This window comes from Microbacterium jepli, from assembly GCF_047237905.1.
Taxonomy (GTDB): domain Bacteria; phylum Actinomycetota; class Actinomycetes; order Actinomycetales; family Microbacteriaceae; genus Microbacterium.
Genome location: NZ_JBDFLW010000005.1, coordinates 336,342 through 357,967, shown reverse-complemented (window position 1 = coordinate 357,967; position 21,626 = coordinate 336,342). Strand labels below are relative to the sequence as shown.

Genomic DNA, 21,626 nt, shown 5'->3' with positions numbered 1-21,626 from the left:
AGTACTGAAATTCTATTCACTTTCGCCCTCGAATCGGGTTAGAGTGCATTTCGATGCAGGGTCGCGAGTTCTTTCCGAGAGCACGGGACGCCGCCGGAAGCTCCCGGCGGTTGCCGCGAGGACGCGGGCCGCTGAAGACTGAACGCCACCCCGGAAGGACCGCTCCATGACCGTCACGCCCGTGCTCCGCGGCCATGCCCGCCTGCGACCGCTGGGGGCCGACGGCGCCCGGTGGGCGCGGGGCTTCTGGGGAGAGGTGCACGCCCGCACGCGCGACACCACCATCCCGCAGATCTGGGACAGCCTGAGCGACCCCGCCGTGAGCCCGGGGCTGACGAACTTCCGCGTGGCCGCCGGGCTGCAGGGGGGCACCCATCTCGGCCCGCCGTTCATGGACGGCGACTTCTACAAGTGGTTCGAGGCGGCCGTCGCACGGCTGGAGACCGACCCGGACCCCGAGCTCGCCGGCCGGCTGGAGGAGATCGCACGCCTCATCGCCTCCGTGCAGCGCGACGACGGATACCTCCACACGCCGACCCTCATCGCCGCGCGCAACCACGAGGACACGGCGGCGCTGGCCGACCGCTTCCACTTCGAGACCTACAACCTGGGCCACCTCATCACCGCGGGCGTGCGCCACCACGAGGTGACTGGCTCGGACACGCTGCTGGATGCCGCGGTCAAGGCCGCCTCCTTCCTCGAGGACCTCGCGACGAACAAGCCCGTCGAGCTCGCCCGCAGCGCCATCTGCCCCTCGCACTACATGGCCGTGGTGGAGCTGTACCGCGTGACCGGCGATGATCGCTGGCTGCGGCTGGCCGAGTCCTTCGTGCGTGTCCGGGACGAGTTCCAGGGCGGTGACGACAACCAGGACCGCCTGCCCGTGCGCGAGCAGACCGCCGTCGCCGGGCACGCCGTCCGCGCGAACTACCTCTACGCGGGCCTGGCCGACCTCGTGGCCGAGACCGGCGACGCAGAGCTCACCGCGGTGCTCGAGCGGCTGTGGCGCGACGTCGTCGACACCAAGCTCTATGTCACCGGAGGCGCCGGCGCTCTCTACGACGGCGCCTCGCCCGACGGCTCCCCCTGGCAGGACCAGATCAGCCGTGTGCACCAGGCCTACGGCCGCGCGTTCCAGCTCCCCCACACGACCGCCCACAACGAGTCGTGCGCGAACATCGGGCTCATCCTCTGGGGCGAGCGCATGCTGGCGCTGACGGGCGACGCCGGGTACGCCGACGTCATCGAGCAGGTGGCCGTCAACAGCCTGCTCGCGAGCATCAGCCTCGCGGGATCGGAGTACTTCTACACGAACCCGCTCCGTCAGGTGCGCGACCTGCCCTACCCGCTCCGCCGTCCGGGCGACACCGCGCTGCACCCCGTGCCCGCCCCGCCGCCCTCCGACGAGCGCCTGCGCGAGGGCTACCTGAGCTGCTTCTGCTGCCCGCCCAACATCGCCCGCACGCTGGCGCGCTTCCACGAGCGCGTCGCCGCCGTCGGCGACGACGGCCTCCACCTCCACCAGTACGGCGGCAGTGACGTGCGCGCCGAACAGGACGGCCGCGTGCTCGCGCTCCGCGAGGACGGCGACTACCCCTGGGACGGCCGCATCACCTTCACCGTCACGGAGACCGCAGGCGGCGGCATCCCGCTCCTGCTGCGCATCCCCGGCTGGTCGGCGGGCGTCACCCTCACGATCAACGGAGAGGATGCCGCGGTCAGCGCCCCCGGGACGTACACGCGCATCGACCGGACGTGGGCCACGGGAGACGTCGTCGTGCTCGACCTGCCGATGCCGGTGCGGGTGCTGCGCGCCCATCGCCTGGCCGAGGAGGCCACGAACCAGATCGCCGTGCAGCGCGGCCCCGTCGTCTACTGCCTCGAGAGCGCCGACCTGCCGGACGGCGTGCGACTGGAGCAGGCGGCCTGGCGCCGCGGCTCCGCGCTCACGCCGATTGACGCGGAGGTCGCCGGGCACCGCGTCGTCGCGCTCGAGACCGAGCTGGCGATCCTCCCCGCCCCCGATGAGGACGCGCTCTACGACGACCTCGCCGAGGCGGAGGTGGGGTCGGTCGCCGCGCGACTGATCCCCTATCACGCGTGGGGCAACCGCGGAGCGGGCGAGATGTCCGTGTGGCTCCCCCTGGTCTGGTGAGACGATGACGACACAGCACGTGATCGCCACCTACGCGATCGAGACCTCCTTCCCCCTCGCCCAGGCGGCCGAGGTGCTCGCCGGCGAGCAGTCCACGGGCACCTTCGTGCGGGTCGAGCGCGAGTCGGACGATCTGCGGGCGCGCTTCGCGGCGCAGGTCGAGTCCATCGAGGAGGTGCCCCTCACCGGTTCGTCGGCACTGCCCGGCTTCATCGGCGATCCGTCGGCGCGACGTCGCGGCATCCTGCGCCTGCGCTTCCCGCTCGACAACTTCGGCCCCTCGATGCCGAACCTGCTGGCCGCGGTGGCGGGCAACCTGTTCGAGCTGAAGGAGCTGTCGGCGATCAAGCTGCTCGATCTCGAGCTGCCGTCGGCCTTCGCCGACCGCTACGCCGGTCCGGGCTTCGGCGTCGAGGGAACGCGACGACTCGTCGGGCGGCCGGACGGGGCGATGATCGGCACGATCATCAAGCCGAGCATCGGCCTGGCTCCGTCGGAGCTGGCCGAGGTCGTGGGCGAGCTGGCCGAGGCGGGCGTCGACTTCATCAAGGACGACGAACTGCAGGGCAACGGCCCGTCCGCGCCGCTGGCCGAACGCGTGCGCGCCGTGATGCCCGTGCTGCACCGGTACGCCGACCGCACCGGACGGATGCCGATGTACGCCTTCAACATCACCGATGACATCGGGATGCTGGAGGCCAACCATGACCTCGTCGTCGCCGCCGGGGGCACCTGCGTGATGGCGTGCATCAACCTCGTCGGACTGTCGGGACTGGAGTTCCTGCGCCGGCACGCCGAGGTGCCCGTCCACGGCCACCGCGCCATGCTCGGGGCCGTGAACCGCTCCGATCAGGTGGGCATAGGGTTCGGAGCGTGGCAGAAGCTCGCGCGCCTGGCCGGCGCCGATCACCTGCACACCAACGGCATCAGCAACAAGTTCTACGAGACGGATGAGGAAGTGCTCGCCTCCATCGCCGCGGTGCGCACGCCGCTCCTCGGGCTCACGTCCACCGTCCCTGTGCTGTCCTCCGGTCAGTGGGGCGGCCTCGCGCACGCGACCTACCGCGCGGTCGGCAGCACCGACCTCCTGGTGCTCGCGGGCGGCGGCATCCACGGCCATCCGGACGGCGCGGCCGCCGGTGTGGCGAGCATGCGCGACGCCTGGCGCTCGGCCGCGTCCGGGGAGTCGGTCGACGACGCCCTCGACCGCTCCGCAGCCCTCCGCCGTGCCATGGAGCTCTTCGGGCCGGTGCGTGTCTGACCTGCGCGTCGCGTACTACGGCGACGACTTCACCGGCAGCGTCGACGCGCTGCTGCAGTTCGCACGCCGCGGGTGGACGGGCCGCCTGTTCACCGCCCTGCCCGACGCCGATGCGCTGCGGCGGGCGGCGGCCGAAGTGGACGTGGTGGGCGTGGCCGGCATCGCCCGGTCGCTGTCTCCGGCGGAGATCGAGAAGGAGCTGCGACCGGCGCTGACGGCGCTCACGGCGCTGCATCCCCAGGTGCTGCAGTACAAGGCGTGCTCCACCGCCGACTCGTCTCCCACGGTGGGCAGCCTCGGACGCGTGCTGGAGGTCGCGCGCGCCGTCGTCGGCGACCGACCCGTGCCGATGCTCTTCGCGCAGCCCGACTTCGGGCGGTTCACTCTCTTCGGGCACCACTTCGCCGCGGAGGGCGGTGTCGTCTACCGACTCGACCGGCAGCCGACCATGTCGACCCACCCGTCGACGCCGATGACCGAGTCGGATCTCGCCCGGCACCTCTCCCGTCAGACGGCCCTCCCGATCGCCTCGGTCACCCTGCCGGCGCTCGGCGACCTCGCCGCGCGCCTCACGTCGGCGACCGAGGCGGGCCTGGTGCTGGACGCGCTGACCGACGACGATCTGGTGACGATCGGACGCACCCTCCTCTCGATGCCCGGGCCCGTGTTCGCGATCGGGTCCGGCGGGCTGTCGCACGGGATTGCCGCCGCCGATCCGGGCGACGCGGCACCCGTGCCGTCATCGACACCGGCGCGCGGCCCGGTGCTCGTGGTCTCCGGCAGCCGCTCGGCGCAGACGAGACGACAGGCGGATGCCGCGGCCGCCGCCGGCTGGCTGGTGCGGCCGCTGACGCTCGCCCCGTCGCCGCCCCTCCTTTCCGACGTGCTCGAAGCGCTGAGCACCGGTCGCGGCGTCGTGCTCACGTCCGACGACGCCGATCTGCGGCCGGCCGACGGCGAATCGGTGCTCCCGGCGATCGCGGACGCCGCGGCATCCGTGATCGACGCGGCCGTACGGGCAGGGGCGACCCGGCGCGTCATCGTGTGCGGCGGCGACACGTCGAGCCGCGTCACGCGCCTGCTCGGCGTCGAATCCCTCTCGATCGCCGCGAACCCGCGCGACAACGTGGTGCTGCTGCGCGCCCACGCCGCTGATCCCGCGGTGGACGGCGTGGAGCTGCTGCTGAAGGGCGGCCAGGTCGGGGTCGTGTCGCTGTTCACGGACATCGCGGCGCTCGGATCGTAGGGTCCTGCCGCTCGTTCGCGCGACACCCGACGGTCATGACACGACGCACGCCGCGACGGCGGCCGCGGAGTCGGGGGCGGTCAGTAGGGTGAGGCCATGAGGCCCGCCGCGACAGCATCGTCGATCATCCGCCGCACGGCATCCACCGCGCTCGTCGCGGCCTGCGTGATCGCCCTCGCGGCCTGCGCGACGCCGCGGACGCCAGGCGGCGCCGCGACCCCTGCGGCAACCATCTCGCCGTCAGCGACCACGGCGCCCACGCCCACCCCCGTCCCGTCGCCGTCCGAGCCGTCGCCGACGCCCGAGTCCACGGCCGGCACCACGCTGCCGACGATCGACACCATCGACTGCGACGCGATGCTCGACCCCGCCGTCGACGCCGACCTCCGCCGGCAGGGCATGTCCCCCGCGCCCAAGCCGTGGACGCAGTTCCAGTTCACGCCGACCGAGGCCTCGATCGAGTGCCCGTGGGGTCTCCCCGGCGACATGGCCGCCCGGCAGTACTACGCGTGGACGGCGCTGGCACCCGGCGAGCGCGACACCGTCCTGCAGCTCGCCGTCGACAACGGCTACACGCTCACCGACACCGCCGAAGGCACGTGGCTGACCTACGGCGCCGAGGACGGCGCGGCCGGCGACGGCCCGATGGAGCTGAGCGGCATGCTGCTGACCGACAGCTGGTTCGCGATCGCCGACACCCCCGATCAGGTGCGTCAGATCGTCTGGACGCGCTGACCGCACCGCGATCAGGCCGGCGGCGCCTCCAGACGGACCGCCCACGCGGTGCGCTCGCGCGGCACCCGGTACTGCTCCGGCAGCGCCGGACCGACGGACGCGGAGCCGACGCCCTGCTGTGCGTGATCGATGTTGAGCCACACCCGCCCGGTGTCGCGCAGCTCGTGCGGCTTCCCGGCGCGGGCGAGGTCGTGCGACGTCCATCGCCTCGCGGTGAAGTCGAAGAGCGGACGTCCGTCGACGCGCAGCCCGGCGTGCGCTCCTCGCAGCTCCAGCCAGCGCGTCTGCAGGTGGTTGCCGTTCTCCTGGGGCACGGGATACGGCGTCTGCAGGGCATCGACCGACGCGGCGAAGCGTCCGACGCGTGAGCCCTCGAATGAGTCGGCGTAGGTCTCCCCAGGTCCGCGGCCGAACCAGGTGACCTCCCCCAGCTGCCCGGGCAGCCCGAACAGCAGCCCGAGGCGCGGCACGAGGATGTCGCGGTGCATGTACGGGGTGTCGGCCCACGGCCCGGTGAAGTCGACCTCGGTCTCGAGCACCAGGCCGTCGCCGTCGGGCGTCCACCGCATCGTCCAGTCGACGCCGTGCGGGTGGGTGCGCGGAGCGGTGCGCCCGCGCACGACGAGCGATCCGGCATCCTCCACGACCTCGTCGATGCGGTGCAGCAGGCGGTCCAGCGCGGTCTTGCGCCACACGGAGGCGAGGTCGTTCGTCTCTCCCTGCCCGTGGTCGTTCTCGGTGGGCGCCCGGTACAGGTCGAGCGTGGGGCCGTCGATCTCCAGATCGCCGAGCCGCAGCATCCGTCCCGTCATCCGGTCGAAGACACCGGGGCCGATATCGAGCGCTCCGGATGCTGCGCTCCACCTCCGTCGTGTCCCGGGCGTGGGGGGATGCGGAGTGGGCGAAGGCTCATCGAGGACCCGCTGGCCCCACGCCACCACATGCCCGGCCGGGGCCCAGCGCTCATCGGATACGAGCGCCGCCTCGACCGTCAGCACCGCGTCCGCGGCTGCCCCGCCCATGCGGCCGACGTCGACCGGGAGCGCGACCTCGATCGCCTCCCCGGCCGCCGGCACCGGCACTGCGAGCGCGCCGCTGTCGACGATCTCGCCCGCGGTCTCGAGCGTCCAGCGGAAGGCCAGACCCGCGGCATCCGCATCCTGCCGGCGGTGACGGATGCGCACGACGCCGTCGACGGTGATCTCGAGCGGCGCGTAGGCCTTGGCGAGCTCGACGAGCCCCGGGGTCGGGGTGCGGTCGCTGAAGACGAGCCCGTGCAGACTGAAGCGCCCGCCGCGCGGCTCGTAGTCGACGTCGTCGCCGTGCATGATCATCGGCTGCCCGTCAAGACCGTCGACGGTGAAGCCGTGGTCGATCCACTCCCAGACGAAGCCGCCGCACAGGCGGTCGTGGGCCTCGATGATCCGCTGGTAGTCCTGCAGTGAGCCGGGACCGTTGCCCATCGCGTGCGCGTACTCGACGAGGAGGAACGGCAGGCTGCGGCGCCGGGCGTCGTCGGCGTCGGTGACCGCGATGACGTGGGTCGCGGCATCCGTGTCCCCCTCCACCTCGCGGTCGACCTCGTCGTCGAAGACGATGCCGTGCATGCCGAGGCGTCCGCCGCGCGGTTCCTCGCGGCGACCGATCTGCTCGAGCAGCTCCAGCGAGGGGTACATCAGCGAGGCGAAATCCGAGTCCCGGTAGCGCGGATCGCGTTCGTAGAGCACGGGCCTCGACGGGTCGCGATCGTCGAGCCACCGTCGCATGTCGCCGAAGGCGTCGCCGACCCAGCTCTCGTTCGCCAGCGACCACACCACGATGCTCGGATGGTTCTTGTCGCGCTCGACGGTGCGGTGCAGGCGGTCCATGAGTGCGTCGCGCCAGCGGGCGTCGGCCGGCGGGTTGCCCTCCCAGCCGGCGTAGATGAACCCGTGGGTCTCGAGGTCGACCTCGAGCACGACCCACAGCCCGTACTCGTCGCAGAGCCGGAGGAACTCGGGATGCGGCGGGTAGTGGCTCGTGCGCACGGCATCGATGTTGGCCCGCTTCATGAGTTCGATGTCGCGGATCATGGTGTCCCGGTCGAGCGTGCGCCCGGTGTCGGGGTGGTGCTCGTGCCGGTTGACGCCGTGGAAGGTCACCGGGCGGCCGTTCACGCGGAAGACGCCGTCGACGATCTCCACGCGACGGAAGCCGACCGCGAGGGCCACGGTCTCGGTCTCCTCCCCCGGACGCCCGTCTGCACGCAGCGTGCCGAGGTAGAGCCGAGGGCGGTGCGCGCTCCACGGTTCGACGGGCACCGACACGGTCTCGCCCGCGGAGATGCGGATGCCGAGCTCGGGGATCTCGACGACGGCCGGGCACGAGGCATCCACTCGCAGTGTCCCGAGGCCCGTCGAAGAGTCGTAGTCGGCGTGGACAAAGTGGTCGTCGACGGCACCGGCCGGCCGGGCGATCAGCTCGACGTCGCGGAAGATGCCGGGCAGCCACCACATGTCCTGGTCTTCGAGGTAGGTGCCGGCCGACCACCGGTGCACCCGCACCGCGAGCACGTTGCGCCCGGTGCGCACGGGGGCGTCGAACTCGAAGGGGAGGCGGCTCCCGGTCGACCAGCCGAGCTCCGCTCCGTTCAGCCACACCTTCGCGCAGGAGTCGACGCCCTGGAAGCGGAGCACCGCCCGCTCGAACCCGGCGGGCACGTCGAAGGTCAGCCGGTAGTCGCCGGTCGGGTTCTCCGTCGGCACACGCGGAGGATCGAGCGGAATCGGGTAGGCCGTGTTCGTGTAGAGCGGTCCCTCCTCGGTGCCCCGCATCGAGCGCGCCGGACCGCCGGCGAGCGGCGTGAACTCCTCGAGCACCCAGTGCGACGGCACGGGCATCGCATCCCAGTCGCTGTCGTCGAACCCGTCCTGGAGGAAGTCGTCTCCCGATCCGGCGGCCGTCGGCGAGAGCCGGAACCGCCAGGAGCCGTTGAGAGAGAGGACGGATGCATCGCTCGGCGCGTCCGCTCGGGGGCGACGGCGACCGGCCCCCGGTGCGAAGGACTCGACGTAGGCGCTCATCCGGCACCGCCCGGGGCGTCGTCGTCGATCGGCGTCGGAGCCGGCCCGAGCGCGTCCATCTCCGCCCACAGGTCATCGGGGATCGCCTCGCCCTCCAGCGCGTCGAGCTGGGCCAGCCGGTGGATCGAGGACACCCCGACGACGGTCATGTCGACGAGCGGAGAGCGGGTCGAGAACCGGAGCGCGGCGGCGCGGAGCGTCGCGCCGTGGGCGGTGCAGACGGCTTCCGCCCGACGCGCCCACTCCTGCAGCGCGGCGGAGGCGGGGCGGTAGCCGTACGAGGGCGGCTTCGGGCCGGTGGGGGTGGCGCCGGCCGTGTTTGTTTCCGCCACGGGACCGGTCAAGGCGCCGGTCGTGGCGTCGGTTTCCGTCGCGGCGCCGGTCGCGGCGCCGGCGCCGGTCGCGAGGATGCCCGCGCCGAAGGGTGCGGCGTTGATGACGCCCATCCCGCGAGCCCGCGCATTCTCGAAGAGTGCGGACGCGCTCCGGTCGACGAGGGTGAAGCGGTTGTGGCTGAGCACCACGTCGAACGCGCCGGTGTCGACGTACCTCGTCATGAGCGGAATCGGCCCGGCTGCGATGCCGATGGCGTCCACGGCTCCGCTGTCGCGCAGTTCGAGCATCCCCGCGAGCGCGCCGCCCGGAGCGACGGCCTCCTCGAACGACACGGTGTACGGATCGTGCAGGTGCAGCAGCCGCACGCGATCGACGCCGAGGCGCCGCAGGCTCTCCTCGTAGGAGCGGAGCACGCGGCCGCGGTCGAAGGCGCCGGTCTCCGGGTCGCGGTCGACCTTCGTGACGATCCTCGATGCGGCGTCGGGTACCGCCGGCACGGCCAGGCCGAGCACCGGCTCGGAACGACCGCCGGCGTACTCGTTCGACGTGTCGATCGTGCGCCCCCCGGACAGCATCGCCGTCGCCAGGTCGACGGCGGCGCGCTCCTCGGGCGATCCCGGAGCTATGCCCCGGCCGAGCCCGGACGTGCCGAGACCGATCGCCGTCACCTCGATGCCGGTCCGGCCGAGCGTGCGGGACATGGACGGTTGCTCAGCGTTCACTGAATTTCCATTCTGTGGTGAATCTCCTATCACCCTACTGATGGAAGCTCGCTCGCGCTTCTCCTCGTCGGACGCCCGCCTATCCGGCTCCGCCGTCGACGAGCGGGATCACGTCGCGGCCGAAGCGCTGCAGCTCCTCGAGAGGCGGAGAGAACTGCAGCAGCAGCGTGTCGACGCCGACGGCCTCGAACTCCCGGATGCGCGACGCCACGGTCTCCGGCGTGCCCACCAGGTTCGGTCGCAGACCCCTGTTCGAGACGGAGTAGTCGGCGAGCGCGACCTCGACGTCGAGGTTCGAGTTCTCGACGAAGGCGCCGTACGAGGCGTAGGCCGGGCCCTCGGTCACGGCGGTGATCCGTCGCACCTCCGCCTGCGCCTCCTCCTCCGTGTCGCGCACGACGACGAAGGCCGACATGCCGATGTGCGCGAGTTCGGGTCGTCCGAACTCCGACCTTCGGCGCGTCATGTCGCGGATCTTCTCCTCGAGCTCGCCGACCGTGCCGCCGTGTGTCACATAGGCGTCCGCGAATTCGGTGATGGCCTCCCGACCGGCTTCGCTCTCGCCGCCGGCGTAGATCAGCGGCGCCGATGCCGGCTTGGGCTCGAGATGGGTCCCCTCGAAGGCGTAGTGGGCGCCCTCGAACGAGTAGGGCGTGTGCTCCCAGAGTCCGCGCAGCACCTCGACGTATTCGCGGGTGACCGCGTAGCGCGCGTCGTGGTCGCCGAAGGGCACGCCGTACTGCCGGGCCTCCTCCGCCCACCACGCGGAGACGATGTTCAGCGAGAGACGGCCGGCTGCAGCATCCTGGATCGTCGTCAGCTGACGCGCCGTCAACGCCGGCGGATGGAACGCCGGACGCACCGCCAGCATGATCTCCAGCGAGCGCGTCGTGGCCGCGAGCCCGGCGGCGACCGCGGTCGCGTCGAGCACCGGACCCGTTGGGCCCTTGATGTCGTTGAGGTTCAGCTCGGGCACGAGGGTGAGCGCGAAGCCCGACTCCTCCGCCGCCGCGGCCAGGTCGCGCACGTACGCGAACGTCGCCGGCACACCCTCGTCGGCGTCGTTGCGCAGCCATCCGCCGAACGTCGGCGTCCAGTATCCGAACCTCATCGGACCGCAGCCGCCGTCTGCTCGGCCAGCAGCGACCCGAGGAAGCGGGCGACGCGGCGCCCAGCGGGCTCGTCGAGGCCTGCCTCCACATCGGGGCTGTAGTTCGTGTTCGTGTTCACGTCGTAGGTGACGGTGCGTCCGTCGCGCGTCTCCATGAACTCGATGCCGGCGATCTCGACGCCGTGCGCAGCGAGGAACGCCTCGTACTGCGTACTGAGCGGATGCTGCGCCCCCACCTCCGTCCGGAGGCGGAAGAGCGGCTCGGCGGGCACCCCGTTCTCCGGCACGGCGCAGGCGTCGGCGGGGCAGAGCTCGAATCCGCCGGCGCTGGTGTCGACCCGGACGGCGTACGCGAACCGGCCGCCGATGAACTCGGCGCGGGTCACGAAGGGTTCGGCCGAGAAGAGGAACTCCTGCAGGAGGGTGATGCCGTCGACCGCGACCTCGAAGTCGGGGCCGTCGACGTACGCGTCGAAGTCCTCGAACCGGTCGAACCGGCGGACGCCGAGGCCCTTGCCGCCCTGGTTGTGCTTCGTGATGAAGGGCGTCTCGAGCCGGCGCGCGCTCTCCTTCAGCCCCTCGCTTCCGAAGACGGCGATCGTGCGCGGCACGTCGAAGCCCGCCCGGCGCAGCGCGGCGTGCTGGGCGACCTTGCTCACCTCGAGTGCGGTGACGGCGGATCCGTTGACCACGCGCCGGCCCCAGCTCTCCAGCCAGGTCAGCGTCGCGCGTGCCGCATCCTTCGCGCCCTCCGCGTCGCGGGTGTGCGAGGAGGCGCTCAGCCGTGACCAGAAGACACCGGCCGGGGGCTCGGCATCGAGGTCGACGGTTCCCGTCCCCAGCGGCCACTCGCGCAGCTCGACGCCCTCCGCGGCGAACGCGCGCGCGAACGGCGGGATCCATTCGGGGTTGTCGTGCAGCACGTAGACGGCGGCGTCAGAAGTCATCGGGGTCCTTTGCGTTCGCGGGGGTGTCGGTTCGGTTCTTGGGCCTGGCGGGGTTGCGGTGCCAGGTGTCTGGGGCGCGGGGGCTGGGGCGCGGGGCCATGCGGCACGGGGTTGTGGTGTGTTCGCCTTCGAGTCTTGTTCGATTCCGGGCCGATGGGGCTGGAGAGGTGGATCGTGTCGGTGTGTGACGCGGGTCGGTGCGCTCCGGGCGGCTCGGGATGACCCGAGGGGGTCGTCCCCAGGGCGCGCGGGGTGTCACGAGGGCGCGCGGGGTGTCACGAGGTCCTTCGTTCCGGGGCGGCTGCCGATGCAACGTGGAGGCTCCTTCCCTCCGGATCAGCCAGCATGCGGACGCCGCCGCTCCTCCCTACCCGGAGGGGGTAGGGCTTAACGTCTCCTCCACAGATTGGAACGAAAACCCCAGTCCACAGTTCGATTTTCGGCCCGCATCCGGCGGGTCTCAATGTCGGAACCCCCGCGTAGATTCGACGCATGGAAAGCACACCAGCCGGGTTCTTCTCCCCCGGCGACGTCGACCGGCTCAATGCCGAGATCGACGGCGTGCGCGCATCCAACGCGGCGATCGGCCGCGCCCAGGCCGAGCGCATCCGCGCGCTGGCCACGATCGCTGAGATCGCGGTCGCGCAGACCAGCCGCCTCCCCTCGCGCGCGTCGCGCCTGCGTGACATGCCGGTCCGGTCCGTCGCGGCCGAACTGGCCGCCGCCACAAGACAGCACGACCGCACGATGCAGCGGGAGCTCGACGAGGCCTTCGTGCTCACGACCCGTCTTGCGGCGACGGTCAGCGCGCTCGCCGACGGCACGATCTCCATGCGACACGTGTCGGCGATCCTCGACGCCGGCATGACGATCGGCGACCCAGGCGTGCGCGGCGCGTGGGAGTCGACGGTCCTGGAGTTCGCCGCCGGGCAGAGCCCCGGTCGCACGCGGGCCTACGCGCTCGAACTGGCCGAAGCGGTCGACCCCGAGACCATGACCGAGCGGTTCAGCCGCGCCGTGCTCTCGCGCGGGGTCTCCGTGTCGCAGCTCGCCGACGGCATGTCGCAGCTCGTCGTCATCCTCCCCACGACCCTGGCGCGCGGCATCGCCGACCGGATCGGCCGCATGGCGCGGCGACTGAGGGAGGTGGCGCTGGCCGAGGCTGAGCGTGCGGCCGCGTCAGCGTCAGCATCGAACGCGGCTGCGGCTGCGGCTGCGGACGCGACCGCGACCGCGTCTGCTTCTGCTGCGGCCGGGGCGGATGGTGCCGACACCGGTCCGTCCGCAGGGGCCGCCGTGGCTGCCGGCGTCGCCGCGGCACCCCGATGTGCTGCCGCGCCGGGAGACGGATCGAATCCGATGGTCGTCGACACCCGCACGCTGTCTCAGATCGAAGCGGATGTCATCTGCGACCTGCTGCTCACGTCCGCTCCCGCAGCCGACCCGACGAGCGACGACGACGCCGCGGGCGAACTGGGTGCCATCAGTGCGTCGGTGCAGATCCTGATTCCTGCGACCGTCCTCACCGGTGCGAGTGACGGCGGCGCCACTCTCGACGGGCGTGCGCCGATCGACGCCGACACGGCACGTCGGCTTGCCGGCGATGCGCCGGGCTGGGACCGCCTGCTGCTGCATCCGGTGACCGGCACCGTCGTCGAGGTCGACCGCTACGAGCCCACCGCCGCGCAGCGCCGGTTCCTCCGTGCCCGAGACCGGCACTGCCGAGCGCCGGGATGCCGGCAACCGGCTCACCGCTGTCAGATCGACCACAATCACGAGCACCACGACGGCGGTCGCACGGCACTGGGGAACCTCGCGCACCTGTGCGTGCGTCACCACACGCTGAAGTCCGAGACACCGTGGACCGTTCATCAACGACCCGACGGCACGCTCGAGTTCCACAGTCCACTCGGCAACACCTATGAGGATCCGCCACCACCTCGAGTGATGTTCGTGCCCACGGGCGACCCGCCACCGTTCTGAGCTGCAGGCCTCGGGAAAGTCGCGCGTCGGGAGTTCAAGCGCGGTACCCAGAAGGAACACCAAGAGCACACCCAGCGTGATCAGCGAGATCGGCGGGCAGCGGGATCGGCGGGCCAGCGCGATCAGCGCGATCGGCGCGATCAGCGCGGTCGGCGCGATCAGCGCGATCAGCGCGATCAGCGCGATCAGCGCGATCAGCGCGCAGTCTTGCCCAGGCGCTCGCCGGCACTGGCGTCGTCAGCGCCGGCACCAGAACTGCTATCAGGGTCGCCGGCACCAGCACCAGCACCAGCAATGTCCGAGCCAGCCGGCGCAGCACCCGTGTCGGCACCGGCAAGGCCCGGATCAGTACCCGCGCTCGTGCCAGCGTGGGCTCCAGCACCATCCGAACCGATACCCACGCCAGTACCAGCACTCGCACCCGCACCGCCCGAACCAGCACCCGCGCCCTGACTCGCGTCACTGGCACCGGCACCACCGGTGGAAGCCCGCACGACGAGCTCCGGGCGGAAACGGACGTGGCGGACCGGCGCATCGGGGTCGGCGAGGATCTCGAACAGCAGCTCCACCGCCGTGGCGCCGATCTGCCGGGCCGGCTGCCGCACCGACGAGAGGGGCACCACCGTCGCCCGGGCGAAGTCGATGTCGTCATAGCCGATGAGGGCGATGTCCTCGGGCACGCGCACCTCGCCGAGGATCGATGCCCCCTGCAGCACCCCCACGGCGAGGAGGTCGTTGGCGCAGAAGACCGCATCGGGTCGCTCCCCCGCCGGCCTGGCCGCGATCGCGGCGCCCGCGTTCTGGCCGTGCTGCACGGTGAGTCCGTCCAGCTCGAGCACCTCGAGAGTGGCGTCGGGCGCAGCATCCAGCGCCCGACGCGCCCCCTCCAGACGATCGGCGACCTGCGGGATCGAGAGCGGTCCGCCGACGAAGGCGATGCGGCGACGTCCCTGCGCGAGCAGATGCGACACCGCCAGCGCGCCGCCCTCGACGTCGTCGACCGCGACGGACGACACCGCACCGGACGGATCGCCGGCGTCCACGAGCACGAGCGGCACTCCTGCGTCGACCACCGCCGCTCCGACGTTGCCCGTCGGCGTCAGCAGCACGCCGTTCACCCGCTGCTCGCGAAAGAGCGCCAGGTATGCCTCCTCGCGGACGGGATCCTGACCGCTGTTGCCGGTCAGGACCGAGATGCCGTCCGCTGCGGCACGCTCCTCGGCGCCTCGCGCGACCTCGGCGAAGAACGGGTTGGCGCTGTCGAGCACGACGAGCCCGATGCTGCGACTGCGCCCCGCGCGCAGCTGCCGCGCGGCGTCGTTGCGCACGAACCCGAGCTCGGCGATCACGGCATGCACGCGGGCGACCGTGTCGGGCGACACCTTCTCGGGGCGGTTGAGAACGTTCGAGACCGTTCCGACCGAGACGGATGCCGCGGCCGCAACATCCTTCACACTCACTGCCATCGGAGCCAATCTGACGCGGGGTCCGGTCTTGACGTCGCCGGCTCCCCAGGCTATCGTTTGAAACGATTCATCGCGCTCATCACACGAGTGGCATCAGCCACGCACAGCGCGCCGCCGACACGAAGGAGTGCCCGTGACCCGCGTCGCGTTCGAGCTTCAGATCGCTCCCGAGCGTGTCGACGAGTACGTCCGCCGCCACTCCCCCGTCCGCGCCGACATGCTGGCCGAGATCGCCGCCGCCGGACGTCGCAACTACTCGCTGTTCCTGGGCGCCGACGGCCGCCTCTTCGGCTACTACGAGACGGACGACGACGCCGCGGCACAGGCCTACCTCGCGGCCTCGCCCGTCGCCGCCGCGTGGGAGGCCTCGATGGCCGAGTTCTTCGTCGGCCTCGACGGACGCCCCGACCAGGCGGCGACGCCCCTGACCGAGGTTTTCCACCTCCACGACCAGCTGACGGCCGCCGCCGCCAGCACCACCGACACCGACACCGAAGGCACTGCATCATGACGACGCTGACCCCCGACATCCGCTCCGCTCTGGAGCAGCAGGCGATCGAGCTGCCCTCGTGGGCGTTCGGCAACTCCGGCACCCGCTTCAAGGTGTTCGCCACGCCCGGCACCCCCCGCGATCCGTACGAGAAGATCGCCGACGCCGCCGAGGTCAACCGCGTCACGGCGCTCGCACCGTCGGTCGCCTTGCACATCCCGTGGGACAAGGTCGACGACTACGCCGACCTCCGCCGGCACGCGAACGACCTCGGCGTCGAGCTCGGCACCATCAACTCCAACACCTTCCAGGACGACGACTACAAGTTCGGCGCCCTCACGCACGAAGACCCCGCCGTGCGCCGCAAGGCGATCGCGCACCACCTCGAGTGCATCGACATCATGGATGCCACGGGCTCCCGTGACCTGAAGATCTGGCTCGCCGAGGGCTCGAACTACCCCGGACAGGCAGACCTGCGCGGCCGCCAGGACCGCCTGCAGGAGTCGCTGCAGGAGATCTACGCGCGCCTCGGCGACGACCAGCGGCTGGTGCTCGAGTACAAGTTCTTCGAGCCGGCGTTCTACCACACCGACGTCCCCGACTGGGGGACGTCCTACGCGCAGGTGGCGGCGCTCGGCGACAAGGCGATGGTCTGCCTCGACACCGGACACCACGCCCCCGGCACCAACATCGAGTTCATCGTCATGCAGCTCCAGCGGCTCGGCAAGCTGGGCTCCTTCGACTTCAACTCGCGCTTCTACGCCGACGACGACCTCATCGTGGGTGCGGCCGACCCGTTCCAGCTCTTCCGCATCATCTTCGAGGTCATCCGCGGCGGCGGGCTCAACAACCCCGACGTGGCGTTCATGCTCGACCAGTGCCACAACGTCGAGAAGAAGATCCCCGGACAGATCCGCTCGGTGCTCAACGTCCAGGAGATGACCGCGCGGGCGCTGCTCGTCGACGGCGAGGCCCTTCGCGCCGCACAGATCTCGGGCGACGTGCTGGCGGCCAACGCCGTGTTCATGGACGCGTTCTACACCGACGTCCGCCCCGCCCTGGCGGAATGGCGCGAGTCGCGCGGACTCCCCGCCGACCCGATGGCCGCGTACGCGGCATCGGGGTACCAGGAGAAGATCGAGACCGACCGCGTCGGCGGCGTCCAGGCCGGATGGGGAGCGTAAGCACATGACGAACGAGACCGCTGCGGCGCTGATCGCCCGCTCCAACCGCCTCGGTGCGGATCCTGCGAACACGAACTACGCCGGCGGCAACACGTCCGCCAAGGGCACCGAGACCGACCCCGTCACGGGCGAGCCCGTCGAGCTGCTGTGGGTCAAGGGCTCCGGCGGCGACCTCGGCACCCTCACCGAATCGGGCCTGGCAGTCCTGCGTCTCGACCGCTTCCGGTCGCTGGTGAACGTCTACCCGGGCGTCGACCGCGAGGACGAGATGGTCGCGGCCTTCGACTACTGCCTGCACGGCAAGGGCGGCGCTGCTCCGTCGATCGACACGGCCATGCACGGTCTGGTGGACGCGGCGCACGTCGATCACCTGCATCCCGACTCCGGCATCGCGATCGCGACGGCCGTGGACGGCGAGCGCCTGACGGGCGAGATCTTCGGCGACGAGGTCGTCTGGGTGCCGTGGCGCCGTCCGGGCTTCCAGCTCGGACTCGACATCGCCGAGATCAAGCGGCAGAACCCGCAGGCCGTCGGCACGATCCTCGGCGGCCACGGCATCACTGCGTGGGGCGACACGTCGGAGGAGTCCGAGCGCAACTCCCTGTGGATCATCGAGACCGCGCAGAAGTACCTCGACGAGCACGGCTCCGCAGCTCCGTTCGGCGCCTCCCGCCAGGAGTTCGCCGCCCTGCCCGAGGCCGAGCGCCGGACGAAGGCCGCTGCACTTGCGGCGACGATCCGCGGACTCGCCTCCACGGACAAGCCGATGGTCGGGCACTACACCGACTCCGACGTCGTGCTGGACTTCCTCGCGTCGGAGCGCGCGCCCGAGCTCGCGGAGCTCGGCACGAGCTGCCCCGACCACTTCCTGCGCACCAAGGTCAAGCCGATGCTGCTCGACCTTCCGGCCGACGCCTCGGTCGAGGCATCCGTCGCACGTTTGAAGGAGCTGCACGAGCAGTACCGTGCGGACTACCAGGCGTACTACGACGCGCACGCCACGGCCGACAGCCCCGCCATCCGCGGCGCCGACCCGCTCATCGTGCTCGTGCCGGGCGTCGGCATGTTCAGCTACGGCGCGAACAAGCAGACCGCCCGCGTCGCCGGCGAGTTCTACGTCAACGCGATCAACGTCATGCGCGGCGCGGAGTCCATCTCCACCTACGCGCCGATCTCCGACGCGGAGAAGTTCCGCATCGAGTACTGGGCGCTGGAGGAGGCGAAGCTGCAGCGCATGCCGAAGCCGAAGACCCACCAGGGCCGCATCGCCTTCGTCACGGGTGCGGCCTCAGGCATCGGCAAGGCGATCGCCGTCCGCCTGGCCGCCGAGGGCGCCTGCGTCGTCGTGGCCGACCTCGACCTCGAGAAGGCCCAGGCCGCAGCGTCCGAGCTCGGGAACGCGGATGTCGCGATCGGCGTCGCCGCGAACGTCGCCGACGCCGACGGGGTGCAGGCCGCGATCGACGCGACCCTGCTCGCCTTCGGCGGGATCGACCTGGTCGTCAACAACGCGGGACTGTCGCTGAGCAAGCCGCTGCTGGAGACGACCGAGAAGGACTGGGACCTCCAGCACGACGTCATGGCGAAGGGCTCGTTCCTCGTCGCGAAGGCGGCGGCGAAGGCGCTCATCGAGCAGGGCATGGGCGGCGACGTGATCTACATCTCGTCGAAGAACTCCGTCTTCGCCGGCCCGAACAACATCGCCTACTCCGCGACCAAGGCCGACCAGGCCCACCAGGTGCGCCTTCTCGCGGTGGAACTCGGCGAGCACGGCATCCGCGTCAACGGGATCAACCCCGACGGCGTCGTCCGCGGCTCCGGGATCTTCGCGTCCGGCTGGGGCGCCAACCGCGCCGCCACCTACGGCGTCGACGAGAAGGACCTCGGCCAGTTCTACGCGAACCGCACGATCCTCAAGCGCGAGGTCGTGCCCGAGAACGTCGCCGACGCGGTCTACGTGCTGACCGGCCCCGAGCTGAGCCGCACCACCGGACTGCACATCCCCGTCGATTCCGGCGTCGCCGCAGCGTTCCTGCGATGACCGCGCAGGCCGACAGCGCCGTCCCGGCCGGCCGCGACGTTCCGGCCCGGCGCGCCGTCGCGGCGGTCGACCTCGGTGCCACCAGCGGCCGCGTCATGATCGGCCGGCTCGAGGACGGGATGCTGCGGCTCGAGCCGGTCGCACGGTTCCCGAACGGACCCGTGGCGGGGCCCGACGGACTCCACTGGGACTTCTCGGCGCTGTACGGGCACATCCTCGACGGTCTCCGGCTCGCGCTCGAGCGCGAGCCGGCGCTGGAGAGCGTCGGGATCGACTCGTGGGCGGTCGACTACGGCCTGATCCGCGACGGCGCCCTCGTCGCCGAGCCGTTCCACTACCGCGACGACCGCACCGCCCGCGGCGTCGAGGCTGTGCACGCCGTCGCGCCGTTCGACGAGCTGTATCCCCGGAACGGACTGCAGTTCCTGCCGTTCAACACGCTCTACCAGTTCGCCGCGGACGACCGGCTGACCGGCGCCGACGTCGCACTCCTCATCCCCGACCTCGTCGCCTACCTGCTGACGGGCAGCCAGGGAGCGGAGCGCACGAACGCCTCCACGACCGGGCTGCTCGACGTCCAGACCGGTGCGTGGGACCTCGACCTCGCCGCGCGGCTGGGCATCCCGGCATCCGTCCTCCCGACGGTCGTCGACCCCGGCACGCGCCTCGGCGATGTCTCCGGCGCTGCGTCGACGCACATCGGCGCGGCGCCGCCGGTGATCGCCGTGGGCTCGCACGACACCGCCTCGGCGGTGGCGGCCGTCCCGCTGAGCTCGCCGGACGCCGCCTACATCTCCTGCGGCACGTGGGGTCTCGTCGGCCTCGAGCTCGACGCGCCGGTGCTCAGCGACGCCGCCCGCGCGGCGAACTTCACCAACGAGGGCGGTGTCGACGGCCGGGTGCGCTTCCTCCACAACGTCACCGGTCTGTGGCTTCTCAGCGAGACCGTCCGCGCGTGGGAAGAGGAGGACGGCGCCCCCGTCGACCTGCCGGAGCTGCTGGATGCCGCGGCCGCCGTCACCGGCGACGTGCCGCTCTTCGACGCCGACGACCCGCGCCTCGCGGCCCCCGGCGACATGCCGGCGCGCATCGCAGCGGTGCTGGCGGAGGCGGGCTCGCCCGTGCCCGCGAGCCGCTCCGCGCTCGCCCGCACGATCGTCGAGAGCATCGCGCAGGCCTTCGCCGACGCGCTGGCGACCGCAGCCCGACTGACCGGGCGCGAGCTCGACGCGGTGCACCTGGTCGGCGGCGGATCCCTGAACCGGCTGCTCTGCCAGGCGACCGCCGACCGCTCCGGGCTGCCGGTGCTCGCCGGGCCCGTCGAGGCCACCGCTCTGGGCAACGTCCTGGTGCAGGGGCGGGCGCAGGGCTGGTTCGGCCCCGAGGCGACCCTGGAGGACCTCCGCGCGGTGGTCGCGGCATCCGTCTCGCTCGTCCACTACGAGCCGCGCGGCTGAACACGGGACGACCGGGGGGCGGCGCCGGCAGCGAGCGCGTCGGATTCCAGACCGCGGATCAGGGCCGGTCGACGCGCGGCGACAGCCAGTCGGCGTGACGGGCGCGGAACGCCGCCCGTTCGGCCTCGTCGACCAGGAACACGTCCGCGCCGAGGTCGTACGGCGCGTACAGGCGCCGACGCTCTGGGTCGGCCAGCACGAACAGCGCCCGGCCGTCGAGCGCGAGCCCGAGCAGATCGTCCAGCGTGGTCGCCCCGACCTCGGCGACGAACAGCTCCGCGGCACCGTCCGCGCCGTCCGCGTCCTCGGCCTCGACCGAGCGCCACGGCTCCGCCTCCGGGAGGTGCACCGCCGTCCACCCGGCGGCGCCGTCACCGGTCGGCCAGTCCTCGGCGATGACCGTGACCCAGGTGTGCTCGCCGAAGAGCTCGGCGATGACGGCGCGGTGACGGCGCAGCATCCCGACCCGTCCCTGGCCGTCGCCGAGGTCCGTGCGGATGCGCACCCAGCGATCGCGCGCGCCGGCACGGAGACGGTCCCCTGTGGGGAGTGCCTCCGGCCACGCGGAGCGCCGGGCCCGCTCCAGCTCCGACGACGTCATCGGCTCGAGTAGCCGCCGTCGATCGGCAGCGAGACTCCGGAGATCATCGCGGCGCCGTCGCCGAGGAGGAACACGATGGGCGCGGCGATGTCGTCCTCCGTGGCCCAGCGGTGCAGCGGCATCGCGTCGAGGAACGGACCCTCGATCTCGGGGCGCCCCCAGTACCAGGCCGACATCGGCGTCATGACGACGGTCGGATTCACGCTGTTGACGCGGATGCCGTGTCCGCCGAGCTCCAGCGCCGAGACGCGCGTGATGTTGTCCAGCGCCGCCTTCGACGAGCCGTACGAGATGTGACCGCTCAGGGCGACGAGGCTCGCCTGGCTCGAGACGTTCACGATCGCGCCGCCCGCGCCGAGGCGCACCATCTCGCGCGACGCGTACTTCGTCACCAGGAGCGAGCCGCGCGCGTTGATGCTCATGACCTTGTCGAAGACGGCGATGTCGGTGTCCATGGGCGTGGCGATCTCGCCGCCCCAGCCGCCGCAGTTGACGACCCCGTAGAGGTCGCGGCCTTCGATCGCCGCGCGGATCTCGTTTTCGGACTCGAGATCGAACACGACCGGCTCCGCGCCCGTCTCGGCCGCGATCTGCGCGACGCTGTCGGCGGTGCGCCCGGCGGCGAGCACGTCGGCGCCCGCGGCCACGAGCTGGCGGACGGTCGCTCCGCCGATCCCGCCCCCCGCGCCGGTGACGAGGATGGTGCGGCCGTGGAATTCGCTCATGGGACGTGCTCTCTTCTCGACGATGAAAGGATGCTGCGCCGTCGGGGATCCGGAGGTGGAGCCGTGGCCGCGCGTTGACATGCTACCCGCAGAAAGACGGGCAT

15 protein-coding genes and 1 pseudogene are annotated in these 21,626 nt (G+C 71.7%); 9 read left to right on the top strand and 7 right to left on the bottom strand.

Annotation, left to right across the window (positions count from 1 at the left end):
- Positions 1–166: 166 nt before the first annotated feature.
- The 4 genes from ABC304_RS05960 (at position 167) to ABC304_RS05945 (ending at position 5,397) form a co-directional block, all read left to right on the top strand.
- The gene (locus ABC304_RS05960) at positions 167–2,155 is read left to right on the top strand and encodes a glycoside hydrolase family 127 protein (RefSeq protein ID WP_412929533.1); all 1,989 of its coding nucleotides are present in this window, start codon (positions 167–169) and stop codon (positions 2,153–2,155) included.
- Positions 2,156–2,159: 4 nt separating this feature from the next.
- Positions 2,160–3,416, top strand: coding sequence for a RuBisCO large subunit C-terminal-like domain-containing protein (locus ABC304_RS05955; protein WP_412929532.1), 1,257 nt, complete (start codon positions 2,160–2,162; stop codon positions 3,414–3,416).
- Positions 3,409–4,662 carry a four-carbon acid sugar kinase family protein gene (locus ABC304_RS05950; RefSeq protein WP_412929530.1) on the top strand — a complete coding sequence of 418 codons (1,254 nt, stop codon included), beginning with the start codon at positions 3,409–3,411 and terminating at the stop codon, positions 4,660–4,662. The genes ABC304_RS05955 and ABC304_RS05950 overlap by 8 nt, the downstream gene beginning before the upstream one ends.
- Positions 4,663–4,758: 96 nt before the next feature.
- Complete coding sequence (locus tag ABC304_RS05945; protein ID WP_412929528.1) at positions 4,759–5,397, top strand: hypothetical protein; 639 nt, start codon at positions 4,759–4,761, stop codon at positions 5,395–5,397.
- An 11-nt stretch (positions 5,398–5,408) separates the two neighbouring features.
- On the opposite strand, the gene ABC304_RS05940 is transcribed toward ABC304_RS05945, so the two are convergent.
- The 4 genes from ABC304_RS05940 to ABC304_RS05925 form a co-directional block, all read right to left on the bottom strand.
- A complete protein-coding gene (locus ABC304_RS05940) occupies positions 5,409–8,459 on the bottom strand; it encodes a glycoside hydrolase family 2 TIM barrel-domain containing protein (RefSeq protein WP_412929527.1) in 3,051 nt (1,016 codons plus the stop codon).
- Positions 8,456–9,496 (bottom strand): aldo/keto reductase, encoded by a 1,041-nt coding sequence (locus ABC304_RS05935; RefSeq protein WP_412929526.1) that lies wholly within the window; start codon positions 9,494–9,496, stop codon positions 8,456–8,458. The genes ABC304_RS05940 and ABC304_RS05935 overlap by 4 nt, the downstream gene beginning before the upstream one ends.
- Before the next feature lie 100 nt (positions 9,497–9,596).
- Positions 9,597–10,628, bottom strand: coding sequence for an LLM class flavin-dependent oxidoreductase (locus tag ABC304_RS05930; protein WP_412929525.1), 1,032 nt, complete (start codon positions 10,626–10,628; stop codon positions 9,597–9,599).
- Positions 10,625–11,575, bottom strand: a complete 951-nt coding sequence (locus tag ABC304_RS05925) for an ATP-grasp domain-containing protein (RefSeq protein WP_412929524.1) — start codon at positions 11,573–11,575, stop codon at positions 10,625–10,627. The genes ABC304_RS05930 and ABC304_RS05925 overlap by 4 nt, the downstream gene beginning before the upstream one ends.
- 492 nt (positions 11,576–12,067) lie before the next feature.
- On the opposite strand from ABC304_RS05925, the gene ABC304_RS05920 reads away from it, so the two are divergent.
- Complete coding sequence (locus tag ABC304_RS05920) at positions 12,068–13,558, top strand: HNH endonuclease signature motif containing protein (RefSeq protein WP_412929523.1); 1,491 nt, start codon at positions 12,068–12,070, stop codon at positions 13,556–13,558.
- Positions 13,559–14,031: 473 nt separating this feature from the next.
- On the opposite strand, the pseudogene ABC304_RS05915 reads toward ABC304_RS05920, so the two are convergent.
- Positions 14,032–15,024, bottom strand: a pseudogene (locus ABC304_RS05915) (LacI family DNA-binding transcriptional regulator); the annotation flags it as partial.
- Between the two features lie 133 nt (positions 15,025–15,157).
- On the opposite strand from ABC304_RS05915, the gene ABC304_RS05910 reads away from it, so the two are divergent.
- From ABC304_RS05910 to ABC304_RS05895, 4 genes are read left to right on the top strand one after another with little or no spacing between them, the layout of a single operon-like run.
- Complete coding sequence (locus ABC304_RS05910; protein ID WP_412929522.1) at positions 15,158–15,535, top strand: L-rhamnose mutarotase; 378 nt, start codon at positions 15,158–15,160, stop codon at positions 15,533–15,535.
- Positions 15,532–16,698 (top strand): L-rhamnose isomerase, encoded by a 1,167-nt coding sequence (rhaI, locus tag ABC304_RS05905; protein WP_412929520.1) that lies wholly within the window; start codon positions 15,532–15,534, stop codon positions 16,696–16,698. Before ABC304_RS05910 ends, rhaI begins: the two co-directional genes overlap by 4 nt.
- 4 nt (positions 16,699–16,702) lie before the next feature.
- The gene (locus tag ABC304_RS05900; protein WP_412929519.1) at positions 16,703–18,739 is read left to right on the top strand and encodes a bifunctional aldolase/short-chain dehydrogenase; all 2,037 of its coding nucleotides are present in this window, start codon (positions 16,703–16,705) and stop codon (positions 18,737–18,739) included.
- Positions 18,736–20,196 carry a rhamnulokinase gene (locus tag ABC304_RS05895; protein WP_412929518.1) on the top strand — a complete coding sequence of 487 codons (1,461 nt, stop codon included), beginning with the start codon at positions 18,736–18,738 and terminating at the stop codon, positions 20,194–20,196. The genes ABC304_RS05900 and ABC304_RS05895 overlap by 4 nt, the downstream gene beginning before the upstream one ends.
- A 58-nt stretch (positions 20,197–20,254) precedes the next feature.
- Here ABC304_RS05895 and ABC304_RS05890 read toward each other — a convergent pair whose 3' ends face one another.
- Together ABC304_RS05890 and ABC304_RS05885 are read right to left on the bottom strand one after the other, a co-directional pair.
- Positions 20,255–20,701, bottom strand: coding sequence for a DUF3885 domain-containing protein (locus ABC304_RS05890; RefSeq protein ID WP_412929516.1), 447 nt, complete (start codon positions 20,699–20,701; stop codon positions 20,255–20,257).
- A 92-nt stretch (positions 20,702–20,793) separates the two neighbouring features.
- Complete coding sequence (locus tag ABC304_RS05885; RefSeq protein ID WP_412929514.1) at positions 20,794–21,522, bottom strand: SDR family oxidoreductase; 729 nt, start codon at positions 21,520–21,522, stop codon at positions 20,794–20,796.
- Positions 21,523–21,626: the final 104 nt, after the last annotated feature.

Bases quoted from the DNA above. Each gene is read 5' to 3' on its own strand.
- ABC304_RS05960 (WP_412929533.1), top strand. From the start codon at position 167: ATGACCGTCACGCCCGTGCTCCGCGGCCATGCCCGCCTGCGACCGCTG.
- ABC304_RS05955 (WP_412929532.1), top strand. From the start codon at position 2,160: ATGACGACACAGCACGTGATCGCCACCTACGCGATCGAGACCTCCTTC.
- ABC304_RS05945 (WP_412929528.1), top strand. From the start codon at position 4,759: ATGAGGCCCGCCGCGACAGCATCGTCGATCATCCGCCGCACGGCATCC.
- ABC304_RS05940 (WP_412929527.1), bottom strand. From the start codon at position 8,459: ATGAGCGCCTACGTCGAGTCCTTCGCACCGGGGGCCGGTCGCCGTCGC.
- ABC304_RS05935 (WP_412929526.1), bottom strand. From the start codon at position 9,496: ATGTCCCGCACGCTCGGCCGGACCGGCATCGAGGTGACGGCGATCGGT.
- ABC304_RS05930 (WP_412929525.1), bottom strand. From the start codon at position 10,628: ATGAGGTTCGGATACTGGACGCCGACGTTCGGCGGATGGCTGCGCAAC.
- ABC304_RS05925 (WP_412929524.1), bottom strand. From the start codon at position 11,575: ATGACTTCTGACGCCGCCGTCTACGTGCTGCACGACAACCCCGAATGG.
- ABC304_RS05920 (WP_412929523.1), top strand. From the start codon at position 12,068: ATGGAAAGCACACCAGCCGGGTTCTTCTCCCCCGGCGACGTCGACCGG.
- rhaI (WP_412929520.1), top strand. From the start codon at position 15,532: ATGACGACGCTGACCCCCGACATCCGCTCCGCTCTGGAGCAGCAGGCG.
- ABC304_RS05900 (WP_412929519.1), top strand. From the start codon at position 16,703: ATGACGAACGAGACCGCTGCGGCGCTGATCGCCCGCTCCAACCGCCTC.
- ABC304_RS05895 (WP_412929518.1), top strand. From the start codon at position 18,736: ATGACCGCGCAGGCCGACAGCGCCGTCCCGGCCGGCCGCGACGTTCCG.
- ABC304_RS05885 (WP_412929514.1), bottom strand. From the start codon at position 21,522: ATGAGCGAATTCCACGGCCGCACCATCCTCGTCACCGGCGCGGGGGGC.